We start from the raw sequence: 23,037 nt of genomic DNA on the forward strand, positions 1-23,037 counted from the left end.
CGAGAGCGGCTAAGCGACGGGTCTCAACCCAGCTTTCGACTCGAGCTTTCCGACCATGTCCGACACCCCTGCCACCGTCGCCCGCTCTGCCACTCGGCCCGCGCAGTTCTCGCGCCGCGAGACCATCCTCCTCGGTGTCTTCGGCAGCGAAGAGGCGCGCCAAGCGCTGATCCGCCTGCCGGACGGGCGCACCGCCCGGGTGACCCGTGGCACCCGGATCGGGCGCGACCACGTCGTGTCGATCGATGCCGATCGCATTGCGCTTGCCCGCAACGGCCGTTCGCGCTGGATCGAAATCCCCGGCGATTGACATCCGCGCGGCGACCCGCCAAAGGCGCGGTCCATGTCTGATCCCGTCGCACTCGTCACAGGCGCCTCGCGCGGCCTCGGCTTTGCCCTCGCAGAGACGCTGGCGCCCACGCATCACGTCGTCGCCGTCGCACGGACGGTCGGCGCGCTCGAGGATCTCGACGACAGGATCAAGGCGGCCGGCGGCGCGGCGACCCTCGCGCCGATGGACGTGACAATCCCCGAGGCGATGGCGCAGCTCTGCCGGTCGATCCACGACCGCTGGGGCGGAGCCGCGCTTTGGTGTCACACCGCGATCGAGGCCGGCCCTCTCGGCCCGGCGGACCACATCGCGGCCAAGGACTGGCAGAAGGCGATCGCGGTCAACGTCACCGCGATGGGTCATCTCGTCCCCTACATCGCCCCCCTGCTCGGCCCGTCCGGCCGCGCCGTGTTCTTCGCCGACGATTCCGCGACCGGTGCCAAGTTCTTCGGCAATTACGGCGCGACGAAATCCGCGCAGATCGCCCTTGCACGCTCGTGGGCCGCCGAGACGGCAAACATCGGCCCCCGCGTCGATGTCGTGACGCCGCGACCCATGCCCACGGCGATGCGGGCGCGCTTCTTTCCCGGTGAGGACAAGTCCGCGCTGGCCGACCCACGCGAGGAGGCGCGCCGCCTTCTGTCCGACATCGGTGTGCTCGCCGCCTGATCGGAACGCCCGACAGCCGCTCGATCCGCCATAGCGGCCAGACGGAACCGGCCCCGATGCTTGCCCCCTGCCCGCGCATTTTCTAGGAAGTGGCAAAACCCGGGCAGGACCTCATGCGCATTCTCATCACCAACGACGACGGCATCAACGCGCCGGGACTGGAGACGCTGCACGCGATCGCGTCCGAACTGGCGGGCGGCGACGGCGAAGTCTGGACGGTTGCCCCCGCGTTCGAGCAGTCGGGCGTCGCCCATTGCATTTCCTACACGCGACCGATGATGGTCAGCGAACTGGCGCCGCGTCGCTTCGCCGCGGAGGGCAGTCCGGCCGATTGCGTGCTCGTCGCCATCCATGACGTGATGAAGGACGCGCCGCCGGACCTCGTGCTCTCCGGCGTCAACCGCGGCAACAATTCGGCCGAAAACGCGCTCTATTCCGGGACGCTCGGCGGGGCTATGGAGGGCGCGCTCCAGGGCCTGCCGGCCGTCGCGATGTCGCAGTACTACGGCCCCGCCAATTTCCGCGCCGAGGATCCGTTCGAGGCCGCGCGATACCACGGCGCGGCGCTCCTGCGCCGGCTGCTCGACTTCGGCAGCGAACCCGGGCCGGACTACCGGCTGTTCTACAACGTCAACTTTCCCCCTGTCCCCGCAGCGGACGTGAAGGGGACGCGCGTCGTGCGGCAAGGCCGCCGCGACGGCACCGGTTTCGCGGTCGAGCCGCAGCTGTCGCCCGCCGGACGGCGCTTTCTGTGGATCCGCGGCGGCGACCAGCAGCGCCCGACCGGCCCCGACACCGACGCCACCGTCAACCTCGACGGCTGGATCAGCGTGACGCCGATGCGCGCGGACCTGACCGCCCATGACACCATCTCCACGCTCGGAGAGCTGCTCGAATGAGCGACGAGGCGGAGCGCAAGATGCAGTTCCTCTTCGCGCTGCGCTCTCGCGGAGTGACCGACCGCGCGGTGTTGACCGCGATGGAAAAGATCGACCGCGCCGCCTTCATACGCCACTATTTCACCGATCGCGCCTACGAGGACACGCCGCTGCCCATCGCCTGCGGACAGACGATCTCGCAGCCCTCGGTCGTCGGCCTGATGACGCAGGCCCTGCAGGTCACGAGCCGCGACAAGGTGCTCGAGATCGGGACAGGCTCGGGCTACCAGGCCGCAATCCTGTCGAGCCTTGCCCGCCGGGTCTACACGATCGACCGGCACCGGCGGCTGGTGACAGAGGCGCGCGAGGTGTTCGAACGGCTGGGTTTCGTGAACATCACCGCGCTGATCGCCGACGGCAGCCGGGGCCTGCCCGACCAGGCGCCGTTCGATCGCATCGTGGTGACAGCCGCGGCAGAGGATCCGCCCGGCCCGCTCTTGGCCCAGTTGAAGATCGGCGGTATCATGGTGCTGCCGGTTGGGCAGTCCGACGCGGTGCAGAGCCTGATCCGGGTGACACGCACCGAAGACGGATTCGACTATGACGAGTTGCGCCCGGTCCGCTTCGTCCCGCTGGTCGAAGGGCTGGGCAACGAGCCGTGACAGCCACGCGGCGGAGAGGAACGGGGGTCGCAGCGCGACGCAGGCAAGTCGCACGATCTCCATGACGTCCCGGAGACAAGGGGCGCACACGAGGATGGACAGGATGCGCCAGAGCAGTCTCAGACCCGACGGAGTCCGTCTGCCGCGCCTCGCGCTGGCCGGTAGCGCCCTGATGGTGCTGGCCGCGTGCCAGGGCCCGATGGACCTCGACATGCGCGGCCGCCTCGGCGGATCGGTCGATACGTCGATGGCCGCCGTGAGCGCGACCGCTGACCGACCCGAGCCCGACGATCGCGGCGTGATCTCCTACCCGAGCTACCAGGTCGTCGTGGCCCGGCGCGGCGACACGGTGACCGACGTCGCCCGGCGCATCGGGATGCCGCCGCAGGAGCTTGCCGATTTCAACGGCATCCAGACCGGCGACACCCTTCGCGAGGGCGAAATCCTCGCTCTGCCGCGGCGCGTGGCCGAACCCTCGGCCGCGACCGGCGCCGTGTCCACCGCGCCGCTCGGCTCGCCCGGGTCGGTCGACATCACGACGCTGGCCGGCAACGCCCTCGACCGCGCGCCGCAGACGTCGGCATCGCAATCGCCCCGGCCGACTCCGTCCGCGTCGAACCAGGACGGAGTGGAACCGGTCCGGCACCAGGTCGAGCGCGGCGAGACCGCGTTTACCATCGCGCGCCTCTACAATGTCACGCCCCGCGCGCTGGCCGAGTGGAACGGGCTCGACCAGAACTTCACGCTCCGCGAAGGGCAGTACCTGATGATCCCGGTGGCGACCGAACCGCGCCGCGAGGCGAGCGCCAGCGCCGCGGTCGCGACCGAACCGGTTACGGAGCCGGGTCGCGGCTCGCCCACACCGACGCCGCCATCCTCCGCACAGCCGTTGCCGCAGGAGACGCCGGAGCCGCGCACCGCCGCTGCCGCTCCGCCGCCGCCACCCGACACCGAGGCGCCGGATATCGGGGAGACCACGCGCGCCAGTGCGTCGGAAGGCGGCGAATTCCTGATGCCGGTTTCGGGCAGCATCATCCGCGAATATGCCAAGGGCCGGAACGACGGGATCGACATCGCGGCGTCTGCGGGCACCCCTGTGAAGGCCGCCGCGGACGGCACGGTGGCCGCGATCACCACCAATACCGACGATATCCCGATTCTCGTGGTCAAGCACCCGGGCGACCTTCTGACGGTCTACACGCATATCGACGGGATCAGCGTCTCGAAGGGCGACAGCGTCAGCCGCGGCCAGTCGATCGGGCGCGTGATGCAGGGCGATCCGGCGCGGATGCACTTCGAGGTGCGCGACGGCTTCGAGAGCGTCGATCCGATGACCTACCTGCAAGGCTGACCCGAACCGGGCCGCGCGGGCGGCCCTGCAAAGCAGGAGCCGTCAAACTGGCAAGTGAGACCCGAGACGCGTCCGCGTCTAGACGCGGACGCCGTGGCGTCCCGCCAGATCGGTAAAGAACTGCCAGGCGACGCGGCCGGACCGCGCGCCCCGCGTGGCCTGCCATTCGATCGCCTCGGCGCGCAGCGTGTCTGCATCCATCGTCAGGCCGTGCGCCATGCAGTAGCCCTCGATCATCTCGAGGTATTCGTCCTGCGTGCACGGGTGAAAGCCCATCCAGAGCCCGAAACGGTCCGACAGCGACACTTTCTCTTCGACGGCCTCGGAAGGGCTTATCGCGGTGGAGCGCTCGTTCTCGATCATGTCGCGGGGCATGAGATGACGGCGGTTCGAGGTCGCGTAGAACAGCACGTTGTCCGGACGACCCTCGACCCCGCCGTCAAGAACAGCCTTCAAGCTCTTGTAATGCTGATCGTCGTGACCGAACGAAAGGTCGTCGCAGAACAGCAGAACGCGATGAGGTGTCTCGCGCAAATGCCCCAGGAGCCGCCCGACCGTGGGCAGATCCTCACGCAGAAGCTCGACCAGCTTCAGCGCTTCGCCCGATGCGCGAACCTCCGCATGCACCGCCTTGACGACGCTCGACTTTCCCATACCGCGAGCGCCCCACAGCAACGCGTTGTTGGCCGGGAGCCCTCGCGCGAACCGCAGTGTGTTGTCGAGCAATGTCTCTTTCGTCCGCTCGATCCCGATCAGCAGGTCCAGCGGAACGCGGTTCACCTGCGCCACGGGCGAGAGTCTGTCGGGCTCGGTGTGCCAGACGAAGGCGTCCGCCGCGTCGAGGTCGGGTGCGGCGGCGGGCGGCGGCGCAAGACGCTCCAGCGCCGCCGCGATCCGGGCGAGGGTCTCGTCGCTCACTTCGCGGCGTCCTCGTCCTCGTCTGCCTCCGGGTCCTCGTCCTCGAACCACAGGCCCTGCGCCTTGAGTTCTGCGATCCGCTTGCGCTCGACCCGGGCCACCAGGAAGATCGAAATTTCGTAGAGCCCGTATACGACCACGAAAAGGATGATCTGCGTGATGACGTCGGGCGGGGTCACCAGAGCGGCGAGCACGAGGATGCCCACGACCGCGTATTTCCGCACGTCGCCGAGGCCTTTCGCCGAAACAAGCCCGGCCTTGCCCATCAGCGTGAGCAGCACCGGCAGCTGGAAGCACATGCCGAAGGCGACGATGAACTTGATGGTCAGGTTGAGGTATTCCTGAGCGGAGCCCTGGAACACCACCGACAGGCCCTGGCGGACTTCCTCGCCGACCACGGCCTCGCCCTCGGCACCGAATTGCTGGAAGCCGAGAAAGAAGTCGTAAGCGAGCGGCGTGACCACGTAGAATGCGAAGGCCGCGCCCGCGAGGAACATGAACGGCGACGCGACCAGAAACGGCAGGAACGCGCCCTTTTCGGAGCGGTAGAGCCCCGGCGCCACGAAGCGCCACATCTGGTTGGCGATGTAGGGAAAGGCGAGCATGAAGCCGCCGAGGAGCGACACCTTCACCGCGACGAAGAAGCCCTCTTGCGGAGAGATGAAGATCAGGTCGCAGTTCTGGCCACGCTCGGACAGCACCGAACAGAGCGGCGCCGTCAGGAAATTGAAGATCGGGGTCGCCACCGTGAAGCAGATCACCATGCCAACGATGAACGCCACGACGGAGTGGATGAGCCGGGTCCGCAGTTCCGCCAGATGCTCGATCAGCGGCGCGGAACTGTCTTCGATCTCGTCGTGGTCATCGCGGACGCTCATGCGTCACCCGCCTTGTCCTCGGACGGTGCGGCCCGTCCTTCCAGTTCGTCCGCCTTGCGAGCGGCCTCGTCCGCCTCGCGGCGTTTGCGTTCTGCGGCGGCACGCGCGCTCGCGGCCTCGATCTTGCGCCGCTTCGCTTCCGCCTCCGGATCCGAAGGCTTGGCCTTCTTCTTGTCGCCGTCCTCGTCCAGCGACCCGAGGTCGCGCGCCGCGGATTTTACGCCGTCCATCGCCGAACTCATCGGTTTGGTCGCGGATTTGAAGGTGTTGGCCGCGTCCTTGAAGCCGGACTCGTCGGCGGCGTCGTTCATCGCGCGGCTGAACTCGCGCGCCATTCCCTTCGCCTTGCCGATGAAGCGGCCGACATTGCGGAAGAGCACCGGCAGGTCCTTCGGTCCCACGACGATCAGCGCCACGATCCCGATGACCAGAAGCTCGGTCCAGCCAAGGTCCAGCATTTAGGCGTTGTCTTTCTTTTCCTCGGGCGTGACGTCACGGGCGCTCTCTGCCTTCTCGTCGTCGTCGAGCTCCTTCTGGCCGTCCGAGACGCCCTTCTTGAAGGCGGTGATGCCCTTGCCTACCTCGCCCATGAGGCCCGAGATCTTGCCGCGTCCGAAGAGCACGAGCACCACCACGGCGATGAGCAGAAGGCCCGGCAGGCCGATATTGTTGAGCATGGTCTCTCTCCCCGATGCTGGCGGGACGGCGCGATCGGCGCCGACGCCACCGGAACTCACTCCGCGTATTTAGAGAACTCCGGCGCTCCGTGAAAGCGGGCGGAGAGGCTTTTGCCGGTTCAGCGGTCACGTTTTTCGCAAGTTGTTTGTCACTATCTTGTCAGCTGTCAGCTTTTTGTCAGGATGCCTGCGAACGCACAGGCAGACCGGAGCGAATCACAGCTCATGAAACGGGCCGACCGCCTCTACCGATTGATGAGCCGATTGCAGGACGGCCGGATCCATCGAGCCGAGGATCTGGCGCGCGAGACCGGCGTGTCGCTGCGCACGATCTACCGCGACATGGAAGTGCTGGCTGCCTCCGGCGTGCCGGTCGAAGGCGCACGCGGCGAAGGCTACAGCGCCAGAGCCGCGATCACGCTTCCGCCGCTCAACCTGACGGAAACCGAACTCGAGGCGCTGCACCTGGGTCTGGCGGCCGTCGGCGCATCCGACATGGTCGAGATGGCCGAGGCCGCACGCACCCTGTCGGCCAAGATCGAGGCGGTCCTGCCCGAGGATACGGGCATGGCCGCGGAGCGTTTCGGCTTCGCCACGTATCCCTTCGCGGAGGCGGCCGAGGGGTTTCGGCACATGCCGGCGATCCGTCGCGCGATCCGCGCGCGTCAGAAGTTGCGCGCGTCCCTGCGGGACGAGTCGGAATGGCGCGACCTACGGCCGCTGCATGTCGACTACTGGGGACGGGTCTGGACGTGCATCGCGTGGGACGAGGGCGCAGGCGACTTCACCCGCTTCCGCATCGATCGCGTCGTGTCGCTGGTGCCCTTGCCAGGGCTGTTCGTCGACGAGCCGGGCAAGGGCCTGGCCGATTACCGGGCGCGCGACGCTCAGTCGGTGTAGGCCACCGCGTGCGACAACCGTGCGACGATCACGACAGAGACGACGATCATTCCGATGAGTTCGAACATGGCTTCCCCCGCAATTGACATCACCAAGCCACGCGGTGGCCCGGGCGCAGGTTTCGCATGTTCCGGAAACACTCCGTTTCCGTACTGTCACCCAGCCTCGCCGACCGGAAAGACAAAGCAGCGGTCGCGCCGCACGGTCAGCCACATCGGCGTGCCTTTCGCCGGCAGGAAGACGTTCGGCACCGTCGCGCGCAGCACCTCGCCGTCATGCTCCATCCGAAACTCGACGAGGCTTTCGGAGCCCATGAAGCGCGCCCGCTCGACGTGTCCGCGGGCCGGCGTTCCGGCCAGCCGCGTCGGGTTTGGCCCGCGTCCGTTGCGGTCGAAGTCGATGGAGACATGCTGTGGCCGGAACACGATCTCGACCCGCGCGCCGTCGGCATAGCCCGGGGCGAGGAACTCGCCGAACGGCGTCGTCGTCAGCGCATTGCGAACGACGCCCTCCAGAACGTTGATATCGCTAAAGAACGCAACCGCCTCCTTGTCGACCGGAGCGTTGTAGATGTTGTAGGGCGCGCCCTGCTGCACGATCCGCCCGCCGCGCATCAACGCGATGTCGTCGGCCATGCGCATCGCCTCTTCGGGTTCGTGCGTGACCAGAAGGACGCTCGTATCCTCCTCTTTCAGCACTGCGAGCGTCTCGTCCCGGATCCCGTCGCGCAGGCGGTTGTCGAGGCCAGAGAAGGGCTCGTCCATCAGCATGATCCGCGGCCGGGGCGCAAGCGCGCGCGCCAGCGCGACGCGCTGCTGCTCGCCGCCTGACAACTCGTGCGGATACGAATCGTGATAACCGGCGAGGCCCACGCGATCGAGAAGGTGACGGACGCGCTCGGTCCGCTCGCTCTTCGCCCCGCTCAGGCCGAAGGCGACGTTGGCGCCGACGGACAGGTGGGGAAACAGCGCGAAATCCTGGAACATCAGGCCGATCGATCGCCTCTCCGGCGGCACGCGATAGACCGTGTCGCAGATCAGCGCGCCATCGACGGAGATCGTGCCGGCATCCTGCATGTCGACGCCGGCGATCATTCGGAGCGTGGTAGATTTGCCGCATCCCGACGGCCCAAGAAGGCACGTCACCTGGCCCGGTGCGATGCGCAGCGACAGATCGTCGACCACCGTCTTGCCGGCGAACCGCTTTGTCAGGTTGCGGGCTTCAAGCCGCGGGGGAGCCTCGCTCACGTGCCTGCGCCTCGCGCGCTGTTTCCGATCAAAACTCTCAGCGATCGGCAGGTAACAGCGCCGGACGAGAACGGCAAGACGGCCCCGACCCGCGTCAGCCGAGCGCCTTGGCCAACCGTGGCAGCCGCGCCTTCTTCAGAAGCGGCCGCATCTGCCACTCCTCGCCCGACAATTCGCGCGCCCGGGCCAGCACGGCCTCGGCGACCGCGCGAACCCCGTCGTAGTCCGCTTGCAAGAGGCCGATCAGGAAGGCGTCCGGATCGGCGCGCGACAGCCCCTCCTCGGCCAGCGTGCCGCGTGGGAAGTCGGAGGCGTTCAGGGTCAATATCATATCGGCCGAGCCAGCGATCGCCGCCGCGAGAACGTGCACGTCGTTGCCGTCCGGCAGCCAGAGACGCGACTCGAGCGACGGCGGCCAGTCGACCTCGGCGGCGGGCCAGCGCCCGCGCAGTTCCGCGATCTCCTGCCGCGCCTGCGCCTCGCCCCCGGGGCCGAGCTTGCGCGCCGCGCGCGCCCACTCCTCGAGGATCCGCGCCGACCATAGTGGCGTGAACGCCCCTGTCGCGGCGACGCCCAGCACCACTTCGCGCATCACTGTCGGAAAGAGCACGCAGGTATCGACGAGCACCTTCACAGCCGGAAGACGAGCGCCTTGAGATACCCCGATTCCGCGAGCTGCGGCAGCAGCGGATGGTCCGGTGCCGCCTGCCCGGTATGGATGAGCTGCGCCTTCCGGCCGGCCCTGCCGATCCCGCGCAGACATGCCCCCTGAAAGGCGGCGAGGTCCGCGGCGTGCGAACACGAGCACAGCACGAGGTATCCGCCCGGCGCCACGCGCGGCGCCGACAGTCGCGCGACCCGTTCGTAGGCGCGAAGCCCGGCCTCCAGCGCCGGCTTGGCCGGGGCGAAGGCCGGCGGATCGCACACGACGAGGCCGAAGCGGCGGTCTTCCTCGGCCAGCGCCTCGAGCACCGAGAAGGCGTCACCCTGCCGCGTTTCGAACCGATCCGCGCTGCCCGACGCCGCCGCTCCGGACGCGGCGAGTTCGAGCGCCGGGGCGGAGCCGTCGACGGCGAGGGCCGAGGTCGCGCCGTTGGCCAGCGCCGCGAGCGCGAAGCCTCCCACGTGGCTGAAGACGTCGAGCATGTCCTGCCCCCGGGCGAGACGCGCGGCGAAGGCCTGGTTCTCGCGCTGGTCGTAGAAGAGCCCGGTCTTCTGCCCTCCGGTGAGGTCGGCCATGTAGGTCGCGCCATTCATCTCCACCGGCACGGGCGCAGCCGGCGCCTCACCGAGCAGGACCGCGTCCTCGGCATCGAGCCCTTCGAGGCTGCGGCCGCGTCCCCCCGCGTTCTTGAGGATCGTCGTGACCCCGGTCACCTCGGCCAGAGCGTCGGCGAGCGGCTGAAGAAGCACGTCCGCCCACGCGGCGTTGGGCTGGATCACCGCGATGTCGCCGAACCGATCCACGATCACGCCGGGCAACCCGTCAGCCTCGGCGTGGACGAGCCGGTAGAACGGCGCGTCGAAGAGCCGCTCGCGATGCGCCAGCGCGCGGCGCAGCCGGGCGACGAACCACGCGTGGTCGGGCACGCCCCGGCCCTCGCGGTCGATCACGCGGGCGATAATCTTGGACTTCGGGTTGACCGCGACCCGCGCGAGAGGCTTGCGCTCCGCATCCTCCAGCCGGGCGATCGTGCCGGGCGCCAGCGCCTTGGTCCGCCGGTCGGTCACCAGTTCATCGGCATAGACCCACGGAAAGCCACGGCGGATCGCCTGCGGCTTCGACTTCGGTTTCAGCCGCACGACCGGCAGGTCGTCCGGCGTCTGCGGTGCGGGGGAATCGGGAGCGCCGTCGGGCGCGTCATCGGGGAGCGTCATGTCGCCCCTCTTAGTCGCGCCATTGGTCGAGGGGAAGCGGGCGTGCGGCCCGCCCCCGATCGTTCTGACTTCAGAGACCGCGGTTCATCGCCTGGATCAGTCCGAGCCGCGCATTCTGGTGGCCGCCGGGCTGCGTGAGCTCTTCGGTGACGGCTTGACCCAGATGCCGCGTGATGCGGACCTTTTGCGTCTCGCCGCGGGCATCGGCCTTGATCGCCTTGTTGCCGCCAAAGGCCACGAGATCGGTCGTGACCGTGCGCACCGGGCCGAGCGGGACGCCCGTGGCCGGATCGGTCAGCGCGATGTCAAAGACCATGTGATGCACGCCGCCGGTCGTGTAACGGGCCTTTTCGGACAGCGCATGAAAGCGGCGGACAGTCACCGTGGCCGCCACCGGCGTGCCTGCGGCCATGCGCGCCTGGGCCTGCGAGAGCCCGGCTTCGAAGATCGCCTTGACCTGAGCGTGTCGATCGCCGGCCGGATCCCCGCGCCACACGATGTCGCCGGACGGCAGGTAGGCGTTGAGTTCGGAGACGCGCAGATGCTCCGGCACCTCGACGCGGAACTGGGTGAGGGACAGCGCCCGCGGCTGTATTGCCGCGCTAGTGGCGAGGTCGTGGTTGACCGACGCGCGGCTTGCCGTCTCGACGCTGCCGCAGGCCGCGACACCGAAGCAGAGCACGAGGGCCAGGGATTTGAGCACCGTAGACATATTGGCAACTCCATCTTTGCAGAGTTTCTTGATGCGCTCCGGTATCCGCAACGAATCGGGCGGGATTGCGGCTCATTCGGTTCCAATCTGCGGTTGTGCCAAGGGCGTTGCGGCCCTGCATCGCCTGCCCGATGTCGCCGGCCATGTCCGCGGCGCGGCAGGCGCCGCGCGTGTTCCCGTGCCGACCGCGGCAGATCGCGGCGGGGGCACCTTTACTGTTAGCGCTAACCAATGTAGATGGTTCGAAAGAGCAACGGCCGTTCACCCGCCGCACCTGGGAGAGGAGCCCCGCCATGACCCTCGACACCACCATTGCCGCCGTCACCGACCGCATCCGCGCGCGGTCCGAGGAGACCCGCGGCATTTACCTCGACCGGATGCGCCGCGCCGCCGAGGAGGGGCCGCGCCGCGCCCACCTGAGCTGCGGCAACCAGGCCCATGCCTACGCGGCGATGGGGGATGACAAGGACGCGCTGGCCGGCGCGCGGGTGCCCAATGTCGGCATTGTGACAGCCTACAACGACATGCTGTCGGCCCACCAGCCGTTCGAGCGCTTTCCCGACCTGATCCGCAAGGCGGCGCGCGCGCAGGGCGCCACCGCGCAGGTCGCCGGCGGCGTGCCGGCAATGTGCGACGGCGTCACCCAGGGCCAGGTGGGGATGGAACTGTCGCTCTTCTCGCGCGACGTGATCGCGCTCGCCGCCGGTGTGGCCCTGTCGCACAACACGTTCGACTCGGCGCTGTATCTCGGCGTCTGCGACAAGATCGTGCCGGGCCTCGTCATCGCCGCTGCGACCTTCGGCTACATCCCGGGCATCTTCCTGCCCGCCGGTCCGATGACCAGCGGCCTGCCGAATGACGAGAAGGCCAAGGTGCGCCAGCAGTTCGCGGCCGGCGAGGTCGGACGCGACGCGCTGATGAAGGCCGAAATGGAAAGTTATCACGGTCCGGGCACGTGCACGTTCTACGGCACCGCGAACTCGAACCAGATGCTGATGGAGTTCATGGGGCTGCACTTGCCCGGCGCCTCGTTCGTGAACCCGAACACGCCGCTGCGCGACGCCCTGACCGTTGCCGGCACCGAGCGCGCCACGCAGATCACAGCGCTCGGCAACGACTATCGCCCCGTCTGCGACGTTCTCGATGAACGCGCCTTCGTGAACGGCATCGTCGGGCTGATGGCCACGGGTGGCTCGACGAACCTCGTGCTGCACCTGCCCGCGATGGCGCGCGCCGCGGGCGTCGAGCTTCGGCTGGAGGATTTCGACGAGATCTCGAACGCGGTCCCGCTGATGGCCAAGGTCTATCCGAACGGACTGGCCGACGTGAACCATTTCCACGCCGCCGGCGGATTGTCCTACATGATCGGAGAGTTGCTGGACGCGGGTCTGTTGCACGACGATGTGACGACCGTCGCCGGCGACGGGCTGAACCGCTACCGCGAAGAGCCCAAGCTCGAGGGCGAGCGGGTCGTCTACGGTCCCGGCGCCGGCAAGACCCAGAACGACAAGATCCTGCGCCCGGTCTCCGATCCCTTCCAGAAAACCGGCGGCCTGCAGCAGCTCGACGGAAATCTCGGGCGCGGCATGATGAAAACCTCGGCCGTCGACCCATCGCGCCACCGGATCGAAGCCAAGGCCCGGGTGTTCCACGACCAGCAGCAGGTCAAGGACGCGTTCAAGGCCGGAGAGTTCACCGAAGACACGATCGTCGTCGTGCGCTTCCAGGGTCCGTCGGCCAACGGCATGCCGGAACTGCACTCCCTGACGCCGACGCTCGCGGTACTGCAGGATCGCGGTCTCAAGGTCGCGCTGGTGACCGACGGGCGCATGTCTGGCGCGTCCGGCAAAGTGCCGTCGGCCATCCACGTGTCGCCCGAGGCCGCCAAGGGCGGTCCGCTGGCGCGCTTGCGCGACGGAGACCGCGTGGTGGTCGATGCCGTCGCCGGCACGCTCGATTGCCTCGAGGCCGATTTCGACCAGCGCGATCCCGTCGCGGCGGACCTTGCGGACAACGGCCACGGAGTCGGACGCGAGATCTTCGAGGTCTTCCGCCAGAATGTCGGCCTGTCCTCCAACGGGGCGGCGGTGGTCGTATAGGCCGCCCCAACCCACTAACCGACTTAATCAACGCGCAAGGAACCGCCCGATGACGCCCGCCGATGCCAGCAGCCGGACCGAAGCACTCTGCCGCCTCGCTCCGGTCATCCCCGTTCTCGTCATCGACGACGCCGCGCAGGCGCGTCCTCTCGCAGAAGCGCTGGTGGCCGGCGGGCTGCCCGTGCTGGAGGTGACGTTGCGCACGCCGGCGGCGCTCGACGCGATCCGCGAGATGGCCAAGGTGGACGGTGGCCGGGTCGGTGCGGGTACGCTCCTGACCCCCGACGACGTGAAACAGGCTGTCGCCGCCGGCGCCACCTTCGGCGTTTCGCCCGGCGCGACCGACCGTATCCTCGACGCGGCCGAGGCCGCCGACCTGCCGATGCTGCCGGGCGCCGCTACCTCGACCGAGGTGATGCGCCTATTGGAGCGCGGCTACACCGTTCAAAAGTTCTTTCCCGCCGAAGCGAACGGCGGCGCCTCGGCGCTGAAGGCGATCGGCGCGCCGCTGCCGCAGGTGCGCTTCTGCCCGACCGGCGGCGTGTCGCTCGGCAACGCGGGGGACTACCTCGCACTGTCGAACACGCTATGCGTGGGCGGCTCCTGGGTGGCGCCGAAGGACAAGCTCGCCGCGGGCGACTGGGACGGGATCACCGCTCTCGCCCGGGAGGCGGCAGCTCTCGGCACCGGCTGAACGGCACTCAGCGGCCACGTCTGCCCTGCGCCCCGCCGCGCCGCTTCGGCAGCGTGCGTCCGAGCCCTTCGCGAAGCACCCCCGTCATCGGATGGCCGGTGTCGCCATGACGCGCTAGGAGCGTATCGATCGCGGCGCGCGTGTCCGTATCGGCAGGCAACCCGAGCGCCCAGTCTAGGAAGATCGAGCGGCACTCGGCCTCGCCGATGCCATCCATGCGATACGCCTCGGCGATGACACCGCGCGGATCGGCCGGATCGCCCCGGCCCCTCATGCGGCGTCCGCCTGTCCGAGCGCGGCATCCACCGCGCGGCCGGCGCGCTCGGTGGCCGCGCGCAGACGCCCGGCGAGGTCGTCCATGCTCTCGGTCCGGGTGAGCCGCGTCAGCACCTCGGCCGCGCCCTGCCCCAGATCGTCCGGCGAAACCGGCCCGTCGCTCAGGAGCCGAGCGCCGATTTGCAGCGCCCAGAGCAGGCGATGCGCCGTGGCCAGCTCCGCGGCGTCGTCGGCCACGAGCCATCCGCAGGCGACGCCCGCCTCCAGCCCGCCGGCTACATCGCGCGTGTCGGCGCCGGCAACGAGCGTGCCGGCCTGCGCGAGAAGCTCGATTTCCTGCATCCGTCCGCGACCGATCTTCGGATCCCACAGCGCGCCCTGCCCCTTGGCCGCCTCGATCCGGGCGCGCATCCGCGCGACCTCGCCCAGCGTATCGGATCGGTCGCGCGTGGCCGCGAGAACGTCGAGGCGCACGGCCTCCGCCTCCGCGCCGATCTCTGCCGTGCCGGCGACCGCGCGGGCCCGGGTCAGCGCAAGATGCTCCCACGTCCAGGCCTCGCGCGCCTGGTAGTCGCGGAAGGACGCGAGGCTCGTCGCCACGGGGCCCTGGTTGCCCGACGGTCGCAGCCTCATGTCGACCTCGTAAAGCTTGCCCTCGGCCATCGGCGCGGTCATCGCCGTGACCAGCGCCTGCGTCAGTCGCGCGTAATAAACCCGCGAGGACAGCGGCTTGCGGCCCTCCGACGCCTCGACCCCGTCGGCATCGTAGATCACGATCAGGTCGAGATCGGAGCGCGCATGCAAGCGTCGCGCCCCGAGACTGCCCATGCCGAGCACCGCCGCTCCGCGCCCCGGGGGCGCTCCGTGCTTGGCCGCGAACTCGTCGACCACCACGGGCCAGAGCGCAGCCAGCGTCGCCTCGGCCACGTCGGCGTATTGCTCGGCCGCTTCTTCGGGGTCGGTGAGCCCGCGCAAGAGATGCACACCGGCGCGGAAATGCCATTCCTTCCCCCAGCGCCGCGCCGCGTCGAGGCGCCGCTCGTAATCCTCCTCGCGCGCGAGCATGCGCTCGAACTGCGCCACCAGCGCCGCGCGGCCCGGCCATTCCGCGAAGAAGTCGCCGCCGATCACGGCATCGAAGACTCCGGCATTGCGAGACAGGTAGCGCGCGAGATCGGGCGAGACCGACACGATGTCGACCAGCAGGTCGACAAGCTGCGGGTTCGCCTCGAAGAGCGAGAAAAGCTGCACGCCGGCCGGAAGCCCCGCCAGGAACCCGTCGAAGGCCGCCAGCGCCTCCTCCGGGCGGCTCGAACGCTTCAACCGGGCGAGGATCTCCGGCTTGATCCGGTCGAAAATCTCGACCGCGCGCGCGGAGCGCAGGGCCGGATAGGCCGGCCAGCGGCGCGTCGTCTCCTCTCCGAACTCGGCCTCGTCGCTCGCGGCCGCGCCGGCGCCACCCCCCTCGCGGTCAAAGAAGTCCTCGGTGATCTCGTGCACCCGTTCGAGCCGCTGGTGCAGCTCGCGCTCGAGCGTGCCGCGATCGGTGTCCATGAGACAGGCGAGGCGGTCCATTTCGTCCCCCGACCCGGGCAGCGCGTGGGTCTGGGCGTCGCGGATCATCTGAACGCGGTGCTCGACCTCGCGGTGCGCCCGGTAGGCCCCGGTCAGCTCTCGGGCGATCTCGTCGGGCACCCAGCCCTTTTCGGCCAGGACGCGCAGGCCGTCGACCGTGCCGCGCACCCGCAACGCCGGGTCGCGCCCGCCGGCGATGATCTGGCGGGTCTGCGTGAAGAACTCGATCTCGCGAATGCCGCCACGGCCGAGCTTCATGTCGTGGCCAGGCAGCGTGATCGCGCCGCCGCGACCCTTCTGCGCGCGGATCCGCAACCGCATTTCGTGGGCGTCGCGGATCGCGGCGAAATCGAGGTGCCGGCGCCAGACGAAGGGTGTCAGCGTCTCCAGAAACCGCTCGCCGGCCTCCACGTCGCCGGCGGCCGCGCGCGCCTTGATATAGGCCGCGCGCTCCCACGTGCGCCCAAGACTTTCGTAATAACGTTCCGCCGCCTCCATCGCCATGCAGACCGGCGTGACCGCGGGATCCGGGCGCAGCCGAAGATCGGTGCGAAAGACGTAGCCCTCGCCCGTCAGGTCGCTGAGCATCGCGCACATCTTTCGGGTGGCGCGCACGAGCGCCGCGCGCGCCTCGTGATAATCGTCGCGATCAAAGCGGGTCTCGTCGAACAGGCAGATCAGATCGATGTCCGAGGAATAGTTGAGCTCGCCCGCGCCCATTTTGCCCATGGCAAGGGCCACCATGCCGCCGGCCGCGGAAACGTCGTCCTCGGTCGCGCCGGGCAGCTTGCCGCGCCGGATCTCGTGCCCGACCGTCGCCTCGAGCGCCAGCTGCACCGCGAGATCGGCGAAATCGGTCAGCACGCCCGTGACCGTCTCGAGCGGCCAGACGCCGCCCAGGTCGCACAGGCCGGTGAGGAGTGCGACCCGGCGCTTGGCCCGTCGCAGATCGTCGGCCCGGGTGTCGGGCGCGCCCGTCCGCAGATCGTCGCACAGCGCGGCAACCGCGCCGTCCGGATCGTCGGCCGCGCCTTCGAGCCACCCCGCCTCTTTGCCTAGCAGCGCGTGCAGGTGCGGGCTCGAGCCGCCCGCGCCGGTCAGGAGGTCGCGCATCGAGCCTTCGGCCCAGGGCGCGTGCGCCGCGGCATCGGCGCCCTGATCGGTATCGAAGGAACGAGGAAGGCGGGTCAGGCGTGAGGCGAGCGACATGCGCCGACAAGGCCACGCTTTTGGACGACGTGCAACGGTTGCGGCGGCTTGCGGATCGGTGTTCCCTCGCGCACGCCGTCAGCCCCGGAGGATCACGATGAGCAAGAGCCTCAAGCGCGTTCGCGCCGCGCTCGTCGACGCAGGCATCGACTTCGAGATCGTCGAGGTCGGCCAGGCCCGTACAGCAGCAGAGGCCGCGGCCTCGGTCGGGTGTGCGCTCGACCAGATCGCGAAGTCGATCATCTATCGCGGCGGCGACAGCGGTACGGCACTCCTGTTCCTGACTGCCGGTGGAAACCGCGTCGAGGATGCGCGCGCCACGGCGCTGGCCGGAGAGCCGCTCTGCAAGGCCGACGCGACGCTGATCCGCACCCAGACCGGCTTTGCCATCGGGGGTGTTGCGCCTGTCGGTCACCTCAACCCGATCCGGGCATGGCTCGACCCGCGTCTTCTCGACTTCGACGCGGTCTGGGCGGCCGCTGGCACGCCGCGCCACGTGGTCCGGCTCGATCCGCACATGCTGGCGCCCCTGACAGGTGCGGTTGCCGCGGCGTTCGCCGAACCGGCGCCCTGATGTAAAAGAAATTCACATCGATCCCTTGAAGCCGGCCCGGGTCATGCCGATCTAGGGGATGTGAACGACATTCACATCAAACAACACGGCAACGACGGAGACCGACAATGACCCCCTCGACCTCTGCCACGCTTCCCGCAAACGCCGGGTGGTTCGCCCGCGCGGAAGCCTGGCTCGACGACCGCGGCAAAGGCGCCTGGATCGCCACCATGGTTGTCGGCTTCATCCTCTTCTGGCCCATCGGGCTGGCCCTTCTTGCCTACATGATCTGGAGCAAGCGCATGTTTTCCTGCCGTTCGTCCAAGCGCAGCTGGACCCCTGCCGGGATGGGGACGATGACGTCCTCCGGCAACACTGCTTTCGACGCCTACAAGGCCGAAACGCTGCGCCGGCTCGAGGAAGAGCAGGAGAACTTCCAGGCCTTCCTGAAGCGCCTGCGCGACGCTCGCGACCAGGCCGAGTTCGACCAGTTCATGGAAGAGCGTAACCGGCGGGACGACACCGCGGCGCGCAGCGACATGCGCACCGACACCGGCCCCGACCTCCCCGAAGCCGGCCGCTGATCCCCGATCCCGATGCCGGGGCCGCACCGCGCGGCCCCGTTTCCCTTTGCCCGGTACGAGCCCTACGATGAGCGACATGTCCCTGCATCCCGACCTTCACCTTCCCGACCCGGACACGCAGCCCGAGTTCTACCAAGGCGTGACCACGAAGCGCGCGATCGCCTGGGTGATCGACGTGATGCTGGTGACGATTCTCGTCGTGCCCGTCGTGATCCTGACCGCGTTCATCGCGCTGTTCTTCCTGCCTGTCGTGATGCTCGCGGTCGGGTTCCTCTACCGGTGGTTCACGATCGCCGAGGGGTCGGCAACGTGGGGCATGCGCCTGATGGCCATCGAACTGCGCGATGCCTACGGGCGCAGGCTCGATAACGGCACCGCGCTTCTGCACACGGCCGGCTACACGATCTCGATGTCGACATTCCTGATCCAGCTGGCTTCGGTGCTGCTGATGTGTGGCTCGCCGCGGGGTCAGGGGCTGAGCGACTACGCGCTCGGCACGGTGATGATCAACCGGCGCGCCTGAGGGCGCACAACGCCTGCGCCGCCCACCCCGTACGGTGGGGTCACGTCCTTTGGGGTCTTGGCGGCGCAGGCTGGCATTGCTACCTTTTGGCCAACGGCTTTTCGAAGGATGTCAATGCGCCACGCGCTTCCCCTCGCCCCGCAGTTCTATGTGACGGCGCCGCAGCCCTGCCCCTATCTGCCGGGCCGGATGGAGCGGAAGCTGTTCACCGCCTTGCAGGGCGACCAAGCCGAGAAACTGAACGACTCGCTGTCGAAACAGGGCTTCCGGCGCTCGCAGAACGTGCTTTATCGCCCCTCGTGCTCGGATTGCGCGGCTTGCCTGTCGGCGCGGATCTCGGTCGCCGATTTCGCCCCGTCAAAGAGCCAGCGCCGCACGATCAACCGCAACGCGCACCTGCATCGCCGCGCCACGAGCCCCTGGGCGACCGAGGAGCAATACGCGCTGTTTCGCCGTTACCTCGACCGGCGCCACGCGGATGGCGGCATGGCCGACATGGACGTGTTCGAGTTCGCCGCGATGGTCGAGGAAACACCGATCCGCAGCCGGGTCGTCGAATACGTCGACCGCGACACCGGCGGCTTGACCGCGGTATGCCTGACCGACGTTCTCGATGACGGGCTGTCGATGGTCTATTCGTTCTACGAGCCAAACATGCCGCGGCAATCGCTGGGCACGTGGATGATCCTCGATCACGTCGAGATCGCGCGCGAGGCCGGCCTTCCCTACGTCTACCTCGGCTACTGGGTGCCGGGCTCGCCCAAGATGGGCTATAAAGCGAATTTCGAGGGCCTTGAGATCTTCCGGGGCGGCGCCTGGACGCGCAAGACCCCACGAGACGACTACTCCGAAGAGATGAACCCGGCCTCGACCGACCCGATCGCAGAACAGGTCGCCAACATCTCGCTCCCCGACAGCCGCAGCTGAATTCTGACGGCACCGCGCTTCCCGCGTTCTCTGGGCCGTTCCGGAGCCCGGACGACGCAAGTTCGAGGCAAATGGCGCTCGACGTGGCGCGCAACGGCCTGTCCGGGTCGCCCGGTGACCGCACAACCGTCGGCGGTCAGGCCCGGACCGAGAAACTCATGCCGCCCTTCTCGAATTCAAGGATGGATGTCGTCCACTCTTCCGGCACGTTGATCGCTGCAAGAAAGTTCGCGATTTCAGGCCTGTCCGGCGCGATGTTGTCGGCCACGACGACCGCGTGGTCCGCCAGCCCCGGCGCCAGAAGATCCAGCATCGGCCGGTATAGATCTTTCGCCCCGTCGAGAAACAGCAGGTCTATCGGCCCCGACAGGTCCGCCAGCGTTTCGCGGGCATCACCGTGACGGATGTCGGCCTCAGCGAGGCCCGCCTCCGCAAGCGTTGCGCGGGCGCTTTCCGCCTTCTCGGCGTGGTATTCGGTGCCGGTGAAGGTGCCGCCGGTCGCCCTGGCCGCGCTCGCGAGATAGAGCGCCGAGATGCCGAAGGACGTGCCGAACTCCACGATGGTGCGCGCGCCGGTGGCGCGGACGAGTCCATGCAGCCAGCGCCCCTGGTCCCGCCCGATGGAGAGGTAGGAGGTGCGCTGCCTGTCCGACACGCGAAAATCCGTCCGCCCAGCCTCCCGGGCTGCATGGGGGACCGCGCGCTGCGCGGCGGCGGCGGCATGCTCTCGCTCGAGGATGGCGGCGAGACGGGGATCGGTCAGACGCATGCGTCCTCCTTTGATGTGGTGAGCACGACCGGACAGCCGCGCTCGGGATGCCGAATGACGCAGACCGGCTGACGATAGACCGTCGAGATGCGCTCGGCCGTCAGCACGTCCCAAGGCGCGCCTTCGCCCACGATACGGCCCCCGGACATGAGAACGATACGGTCCGCGTAGGCCGATGCGAGATTGAGGTCATGGAGGACCGCCAGAACCGTCGCGCCGGCCCGTGCCATCTCCGACGCGGAAGCGAGGACGCGCTCCTGGTGGCGCAGGTCGAGCGCCGCGGTCGGCTCGTCGAGAAGGACGACCTCGGTTTCCTGGACGACGACACGCGCAAAGGTCGTGCGGGCCTGCTCGCCGCCCGACAGGGTTTGCGCGTTGCGATAGGCCATGTGCGCGATTTCAGACCGCGCCATCGCGGTGTCTATCGCCGCGCGGTCTGCGTGCGGGGGCAGATCCCGGAATGCGCGACCCATGGCAACGACCTCTTCCACCGGGTAGCCGAACCGGATTTCCGATCCTTGCGGGAAGACGGAGCGAACCTGCGCAAGATCGCGCACGCGGGTCTGGCCGAGCGGGCGGCCAGCCAGCGCGACCGCGCCGGTATCGGGCGCCATGTCGCCGGCAATGACGGAAAGGAGCGTCGACTTGCCCGCACCGTTCGGGCCCACGAGGACCGTCAGCGACCCGGCCGCGCAGGCAAGCGAGACATCTTCGAGCAGCGCCTTGCCACCAAGGCGCAGCGTGACATCGCGAACGTCGATCATGCCGCGCGCCCCTGCCCCGCGCCGCGCCAGATCATCCACAGGAAGAACGGCCCGCCGAGCGATCCCATGATGACGCCGATGGGGATCTCGTTCGGCGGATCGAGCGTGCGCGCCGCCATGTCTGCCAGCATCACCAGAAGGCCCCCGCCGAGCGCGGAGAACGGGATGAGCCGCCGGTGTCCGGGGCCGATCATCAGCCGGAACAGATGCGGCACCACGAGGCCGACGAAGCCGATCGTCCCGTTGAACGACACCGCCGCGGCGACGAGGAGCGCCGTGACGAAGATGAGCTTGCGGCGAAGAACGCGCACGTCGACGCCGAGGTGACGCGCCTGCCGCTCTCCGAGAGCGAGGAGGTCCAGCGGACGCGACCAGACCACGAGGAGAGCGATCCCCACCACCGCCGGAACGATCGTGATGCCCACGGTCAACCAACGCGCCGAGGACAGCGACCCCATCGACCAGAAGGCCAGGCTCTGAAGCTGATCGGCCGTGGCGAGATACGTCAGGTAACCCGCGACCGACCCGCCGATGGCGTTGACCGCGATCCCGACCAGAAGAAGCCGCGCGCTGTCCGTTCCTTCGCGACCGGGGCGGGCCAGCGCGTAGATGACGAAGGTGGTGCCAGTGCCGGCGATGAAGGCGCCGACCGGCAGCGTCCAGATCCCGAAGGTCGAGATCTGCAGCACGACCACGGCGATGGCACCGAGCGATGCGCCCGACGACACGCCGACGATCCCCGGATCGGCCAGCGGATTGCCGAAGAGCCCCTGCATGGCGGCCCCGCAGGTCGCGAGGCTCGCCCCGACGATGATCGCGGTGATGCTGCGCGCGAGGCGCAGATCCCAGACGACCGCGGCGTTCAGCGTCTCGTCCGGCGAAAGCGCGGCATTTCCGACCCGCGACCAGAGCGCGGACCACAGGTCCGGCAGCGAGAGTGACACGGCGCCCACCGCGACGGAGGCAACGAGCGTGGCGACGAACAGGGTGCCGAGCGCCGCACCGAGGATCGGTGTCCGATCGACGGGTCTGCCGCGACGCTGCGTGCTGTCCGGCACGGCGGTCATTCGAACATCTCGCTTAGCGCCTCGCTCAGCGCGACCGTCGCGATTCCGCTGGAGGCCGCATCGTTTCTCACATGCATCTCGCGCATGACGATCAGGCGTTCCTGCCGGCCCGCCGGCGTCAGCGCGAGGCCCGGATAGTCCTGCCACACCCCACCGATATCGCCGAAGGCCGGCAATTCGGCCTCAGAGATGATCACCACATCGGGTGCCATGAGGATCATTCCTTCGGGAGTCACGGGACGATAGCGGTCGCGCCCAATCTCGGCGGCGGCGTTGAGTGCGCCGACGCGCGCGATGAGGTTGTCGACCGCCGTCTGCGCGCCGCCCGCGGAGAAGTTGCCGCCCGCTCCCTGCTTGGAGGCGTGCAGGATACGCAGCGGCGCGCCGTCGTCCCGCGTGACGGTCTCTGCTTGCGTGTAAGCGCTCTCGATTTCCGCGATCAGCGCCTCGCCGCGTTCCGCGAGCCCGAGATGGGCGGCGAGACGGCGGACTTTCTCGGGCGCGGGAAGGATGCGGTCGATCAGGTCGGTCTCCACGCCAACGCGTTCGAGCCCGGCCAGAAGCGTCTCGAACCGCTGGTTCGAACCGATGACGAGACCGGGACGCATCGCGACGATGCCCTCCACCCCGGCCCAGTCGCGCACGACATGCGGGGTGTCCTCGAGACCCGGAAGGTCGATGTCCGCGGGCCGCGCGAGGATACGATCCGCCGCGCCGAGAGCGACCGCGATCTCGACCATGTCGTCCCCGAGGAGCACGAGGTCGCGCCGCTCGGCCGGCGCGCTATCGGGTGCGAACAGGTCTGGGTACGGGGCCGCGTTCGAGACGTCGATGACATCCGCGGCGGCGATCGACGGGACGATCAGCAGGGCGGCAGCGATGCAGCGCAGCATGGG

General features: G+C 68.7%; 26 protein-coding genes. 12 read left to right on the forward strand and 14 right to left on the reverse strand.

Annotated features, from left to right (window positions below; translation table 11 throughout):
- The first annotated feature begins 55 nt into the window (after nt 1-55).
- The 5 genes from ROJ8625_RS08850 (at nt 56) to ROJ8625_RS08870 (ending at nt 3,891) form a co-directional block, all read left to right on the forward strand.
- Nucleotides 56-310, forward strand: a complete 255-nt coding sequence (locus tag ROJ8625_RS08850; protein WP_085791528.1) for a hypothetical protein — start codon at nt 56-58, stop codon at nt 308-310.
- Nucleotides 311-343: 33 nt separating this feature from the next.
- Nucleotides 344-1,000, forward strand: a complete 657-nt coding sequence (locus ROJ8625_RS08855) for an SDR family NAD(P)-dependent oxidoreductase (protein ID WP_085791529.1) — start codon at nt 344-346, stop codon at nt 998-1,000.
- 113 nt (nt 1,001-1,113) lie between these two features.
- Complete coding sequence (gene surE, locus ROJ8625_RS08860) at nt 1,114-1,899, forward strand: 5'/3'-nucleotidase SurE (RefSeq protein ID WP_085791530.1); 786 nt, start codon at nt 1,114-1,116, stop codon at nt 1,897-1,899.
- Entirely contained in the window at nt 1,896-2,540 is a 645-nt protein-coding gene (locus ROJ8625_RS08865; protein WP_085791531.1) for a protein-L-isoaspartate(D-aspartate) O-methyltransferase, read from the forward strand. The genes surE and ROJ8625_RS08865 overlap by 4 nt, the downstream gene beginning before the upstream one ends.
- Nucleotides 2,541-2,643: 103 nt before the next feature.
- Nucleotides 2,644-3,891 carry a peptidoglycan DD-metalloendopeptidase family protein gene (locus ROJ8625_RS08870; protein WP_234984219.1) on the forward strand — a complete coding sequence of 416 codons (1,248 nt, stop codon included), beginning with the start codon at nt 2,644-2,646 and terminating at the stop codon, nt 3,889-3,891.
- Nucleotides 3,892-3,969: 78 nt separating this feature from the next.
- On the opposite strand, the gene ROJ8625_RS08875 is transcribed toward ROJ8625_RS08870, so the two are convergent.
- From ROJ8625_RS08875 to ROJ8625_RS08890, 4 genes are read right to left on the reverse strand one after another with little or no spacing between them, the layout of a single operon-like run.
- Nucleotides 3,970-4,809: an ATP-binding protein gene (locus ROJ8625_RS08875; protein ID WP_085791533.1), complete on the reverse strand. Its 840-nt coding sequence runs from the start codon at nt 4,807-4,809 to the stop codon at nt 3,970-3,972.
- A complete protein-coding gene (tatC, locus tag ROJ8625_RS08880; RefSeq protein ID WP_085791534.1) occupies nt 4,806-5,687 on the reverse strand; it encodes a twin-arginine translocase subunit TatC in 882 nt (293 codons plus the stop codon). The genes ROJ8625_RS08875 and tatC overlap by 4 nt, the downstream gene beginning before the upstream one ends.
- Nucleotides 5,684-6,145 carry a Sec-independent protein translocase protein TatB gene (tatB, locus tag ROJ8625_RS08885; RefSeq protein WP_085791535.1) on the reverse strand — a complete coding sequence of 154 codons (462 nt, stop codon included), beginning with the start codon at nt 6,143-6,145 and terminating at the stop codon, nt 5,684-5,686. Before tatB ends, tatC begins: the two co-directional genes overlap by 4 nt.
- Nucleotides 6,146-6,364: a twin-arginine translocase TatA/TatE family subunit gene (locus tag ROJ8625_RS08890; protein WP_043841699.1), complete on the reverse strand. Its 219-nt coding sequence runs from the start codon at nt 6,362-6,364 to the stop codon at nt 6,146-6,148.
- A 225-nt stretch (nt 6,365-6,589) separates the two neighbouring features.
- Here ROJ8625_RS08890 and ROJ8625_RS08895 point away from each other — a divergent pair, with 225 nt between their 5' ends.
- Entirely contained in the window at nt 6,590-7,264 is a 675-nt protein-coding gene (locus tag ROJ8625_RS08895) for a helix-turn-helix transcriptional regulator (RefSeq protein WP_085791536.1), read from the forward strand.
- A gap of 155 nt (nt 7,265-7,419) precedes the next feature.
- On the opposite strand, the gene ROJ8625_RS08900 is transcribed toward ROJ8625_RS08895, so the two are convergent.
- The 4 genes from ROJ8625_RS08900 to ROJ8625_RS08915 form a co-directional block, all read right to left on the reverse strand.
- Nucleotides 7,420-8,511: an ABC transporter ATP-binding protein gene (locus ROJ8625_RS08900; RefSeq protein ID WP_085791537.1), complete on the reverse strand. Its 1,092-nt coding sequence runs from the start codon at nt 8,509-8,511 to the stop codon at nt 7,420-7,422.
- Between the two features lie 94 nt (nt 8,512-8,605).
- Entirely contained in the window at nt 8,606-9,145 is a 540-nt protein-coding gene (locus ROJ8625_RS08905; RefSeq protein ID WP_085791538.1) for an RSP_2648 family PIN domain-containing protein, read from the reverse strand.
- Nucleotides 9,142-10,389, reverse strand: a complete 1,248-nt coding sequence (locus ROJ8625_RS08910) for an RSP_2647 family RNA methyltransferase (protein WP_085791539.1) — start codon at nt 10,387-10,389, stop codon at nt 9,142-9,144. Before ROJ8625_RS08910 ends, ROJ8625_RS08905 begins: the two co-directional genes overlap by 4 nt.
- A 70-nt stretch (nt 10,390-10,459) precedes the next feature.
- Nucleotides 10,460-11,101 carry a DUF6778 family protein gene (locus ROJ8625_RS08915; protein WP_085791540.1) on the reverse strand — a complete coding sequence of 214 codons (642 nt, stop codon included), beginning with the start codon at nt 11,099-11,101 and terminating at the stop codon, nt 10,460-10,462.
- A 293-nt stretch (nt 11,102-11,394) separates the two neighbouring features.
- Between ROJ8625_RS08915 and edd the strand changes: the two genes are divergently transcribed.
- Nucleotides 11,395-13,200 (forward strand): phosphogluconate dehydratase, encoded by a 1,806-nt coding sequence (edd, locus tag ROJ8625_RS08920; protein ID WP_085791541.1) that lies wholly within the window; start codon nt 11,395-11,397, stop codon nt 13,198-13,200.
- 49 nt (nt 13,201-13,249) lie between these two features.
- Entirely contained in the window at nt 13,250-13,894 is a 645-nt protein-coding gene (locus ROJ8625_RS08925; protein WP_085791542.1) for a bifunctional 4-hydroxy-2-oxoglutarate aldolase/2-dehydro-3-deoxy-phosphogluconate aldolase, read from the forward strand.
- A gap of 7 nt (nt 13,895-13,901) precedes the next feature.
- On the opposite strand, the gene ROJ8625_RS08930 is transcribed toward ROJ8625_RS08925, so the two are convergent.
- Nucleotides 13,902-14,168, reverse strand: a complete 267-nt coding sequence (locus tag ROJ8625_RS08930; RefSeq protein ID WP_085791543.1) for a hypothetical protein — start codon at nt 14,166-14,168, stop codon at nt 13,902-13,904.
- The gene (locus tag ROJ8625_RS08935; protein WP_085791544.1) at nt 14,165-16,954 is read right to left on the reverse strand and encodes a [protein-PII] uridylyltransferase family protein; all 2,790 of its coding nucleotides are present in this window, start codon (nt 16,952-16,954) and stop codon (nt 14,165-14,167) included. Before ROJ8625_RS08935 ends, ROJ8625_RS08930 begins: the two co-directional genes overlap by 4 nt.
- A gap of 97 nt (nt 16,955-17,051) precedes the next feature.
- Here ROJ8625_RS08935 and ROJ8625_RS08940 point away from each other — a divergent pair, with 97 nt between their 5' ends.
- From ROJ8625_RS08940 to ROJ8625_RS08955, 4 genes are all read left to right on the forward strand, one after another.
- The gene (locus tag ROJ8625_RS08940) at nt 17,052-17,528 is read left to right on the forward strand and encodes a YbaK/EbsC family protein (RefSeq protein ID WP_085791545.1); all 477 of its coding nucleotides are present in this window, start codon (nt 17,052-17,054) and stop codon (nt 17,526-17,528) included.
- A 107-nt stretch (nt 17,529-17,635) separates the two neighbouring features.
- On the forward strand, nt 17,636-18,091 hold the full coding sequence (locus tag ROJ8625_RS08945) for a DUF2852 domain-containing protein (RefSeq protein WP_085791546.1): 456 nt from the start codon (nt 17,636-17,638) through the stop codon (nt 18,089-18,091).
- Nucleotides 18,092-18,158: 67 nt separating this feature from the next.
- Complete coding sequence (locus ROJ8625_RS08950; protein WP_370738471.1) at nt 18,159-18,614, forward strand: RDD family protein; 456 nt, start codon at nt 18,159-18,161, stop codon at nt 18,612-18,614.
- A gap of 114 nt (nt 18,615-18,728) precedes the next feature.
- Nucleotides 18,729-19,541, forward strand: a complete 813-nt coding sequence (locus ROJ8625_RS08955; RefSeq protein ID WP_085791547.1) for an arginyltransferase — start codon at nt 18,729-18,731, stop codon at nt 19,539-19,541.
- Nucleotides 19,542-19,677: 136 nt separating this feature from the next.
- On the opposite strand, the gene ROJ8625_RS08960 is transcribed toward ROJ8625_RS08955, so the two are convergent.
- From ROJ8625_RS08960 to ROJ8625_RS08975, 4 genes are read right to left on the reverse strand one after another with little or no spacing between them, the layout of a single operon-like run.
- Nucleotides 19,678-20,310, reverse strand: coding sequence for an O-methyltransferase (locus ROJ8625_RS08960; RefSeq protein WP_085791548.1), 633 nt, complete (start codon nt 20,308-20,310; stop codon nt 19,678-19,680).
- On the reverse strand, nt 20,301-21,074 hold the full coding sequence (locus ROJ8625_RS08965) for a heme ABC transporter ATP-binding protein (RefSeq protein ID WP_085791898.1): 774 nt from the start codon (nt 21,072-21,074) through the stop codon (nt 20,301-20,303). The genes ROJ8625_RS08960 and ROJ8625_RS08965 overlap by 10 nt, the downstream gene beginning before the upstream one ends.
- Nucleotides 21,071-22,141, reverse strand: a complete 1,071-nt coding sequence (locus tag ROJ8625_RS08970; RefSeq protein WP_085791549.1) for a FecCD family ABC transporter permease — start codon at nt 22,139-22,141, stop codon at nt 21,071-21,073. The genes ROJ8625_RS08965 and ROJ8625_RS08970 overlap by 4 nt, the downstream gene beginning before the upstream one ends.
- Nucleotides 22,138-23,034 carry an ABC transporter substrate-binding protein gene (locus ROJ8625_RS08975; RefSeq protein ID WP_085791550.1) on the reverse strand — a complete coding sequence of 299 codons (897 nt, stop codon included), beginning with the start codon at nt 23,032-23,034 and terminating at the stop codon, nt 22,138-22,140. Before ROJ8625_RS08975 ends, ROJ8625_RS08970 begins: the two co-directional genes overlap by 4 nt.
- Nucleotides 23,035-23,037: the final 3 nt, after the last annotated feature.

This window comes from Roseivivax jejudonensis, from assembly GCF_900172265.1.
Classification (GTDB): Bacteria; Pseudomonadota; Alphaproteobacteria; order Rhodobacterales; family Rhodobacteraceae; genus Roseivivax; species Roseivivax jejudonensis.

Bases quoted from the DNA above. Each gene is read 5' to 3' on its own strand.
- ROJ8625_RS08850 (WP_085791528.1), top strand. From the start codon at position 56: ATGTCCGACACCCCTGCCACCGTCGCCCGCTCTGCCACTCGGCCCGCG.
- ROJ8625_RS08855 (WP_085791529.1), top strand. From the start codon at position 344: ATGTCTGATCCCGTCGCACTCGTCACAGGCGCCTCGCGCGGCCTCGGC.
- surE (WP_085791530.1), top strand. From the start codon at position 1,114: ATGCGCATTCTCATCACCAACGACGACGGCATCAACGCGCCGGGACTG.
- ROJ8625_RS08865 (WP_085791531.1), top strand. From the start codon at position 1,896: ATGAGCGACGAGGCGGAGCGCAAGATGCAGTTCCTCTTCGCGCTGCGC.
- ROJ8625_RS08870 (WP_234984219.1), top strand. From the start codon at position 2,644: ATGCGCCAGAGCAGTCTCAGACCCGACGGAGTCCGTCTGCCGCGCCTC.
- tatC (WP_085791534.1), bottom strand. From the start codon at position 5,687: ATGAGCGTCCGCGATGACCACGACGAGATCGAAGACAGTTCCGCGCCG.
- tatB (WP_085791535.1), bottom strand. From the start codon at position 6,145: ATGCTGGACCTTGGCTGGACCGAGCTTCTGGTCATCGGGATCGTGGCG.
- ROJ8625_RS08890 (WP_043841699.1), bottom strand. From the start codon at position 6,364: ATGCTCAACAATATCGGCCTGCCGGGCCTTCTGCTCATCGCCGTGGTG.
- ROJ8625_RS08895 (WP_085791536.1), top strand. From the start codon at position 6,590: ATGAAACGGGCCGACCGCCTCTACCGATTGATGAGCCGATTGCAGGAC.
- ROJ8625_RS08910 (WP_085791539.1), bottom strand. From the start codon at position 10,389: ATGACGCTCCCCGATGACGCGCCCGACGGCGCTCCCGATTCCCCCGCA.
- ROJ8625_RS08915 (WP_085791540.1), bottom strand. From the start codon at position 11,101: ATGTCTACGGTGCTCAAATCCCTGGCCCTCGTGCTCTGCTTCGGTGTC.
- edd (WP_085791541.1), top strand. From the start codon at position 11,395: ATGACCCTCGACACCACCATTGCCGCCGTCACCGACCGCATCCGCGCG.
- ROJ8625_RS08925 (WP_085791542.1), top strand. From the start codon at position 13,250: ATGACGCCCGCCGATGCCAGCAGCCGGACCGAAGCACTCTGCCGCCTC.
- ROJ8625_RS08930 (WP_085791543.1), bottom strand. From the start codon at position 14,168: ATGAGGGGCCGGGGCGATCCGGCCGATCCGCGCGGTGTCATCGCCGAG.
- ROJ8625_RS08935 (WP_085791544.1), bottom strand. From the start codon at position 16,954: ATGTCGCTCGCCTCACGCCTGACCCGCCTTCCTCGTTCCTTCGATACC.
- ROJ8625_RS08940 (WP_085791545.1), top strand. From the start codon at position 17,052: ATGAGCAAGAGCCTCAAGCGCGTTCGCGCCGCGCTCGTCGACGCAGGC.
- ROJ8625_RS08945 (WP_085791546.1), top strand. From the start codon at position 17,636: ATGACCCCCTCGACCTCTGCCACGCTTCCCGCAAACGCCGGGTGGTTC.
- ROJ8625_RS08950 (WP_370738471.1), top strand. From the start codon at position 18,159: ATGAGCGACATGTCCCTGCATCCCGACCTTCACCTTCCCGACCCGGAC.
- ROJ8625_RS08955 (WP_085791547.1), top strand. From the start codon at position 18,729: ATGCGCCACGCGCTTCCCCTCGCCCCGCAGTTCTATGTGACGGCGCCG.
- ROJ8625_RS08960 (WP_085791548.1), bottom strand. From the start codon at position 20,310: ATGCGTCTGACCGATCCCCGTCTCGCCGCCATCCTCGAGCGAGAGCAT.
- ROJ8625_RS08965 (WP_085791898.1), bottom strand. From the start codon at position 21,074: ATGATCGACGTTCGCGATGTCACGCTGCGCCTTGGTGGCAAGGCGCTG.
- ROJ8625_RS08970 (WP_085791549.1), bottom strand. From the start codon at position 22,141: ATGACCGCCGTGCCGGACAGCACGCAGCGTCGCGGCAGACCCGTCGAT.
- ROJ8625_RS08975 (WP_085791550.1), bottom strand. From the start codon at position 23,034: ATGCTGCGCTGCATCGCTGCCGCCCTGCTGATCGTCCCGTCGATCGCC.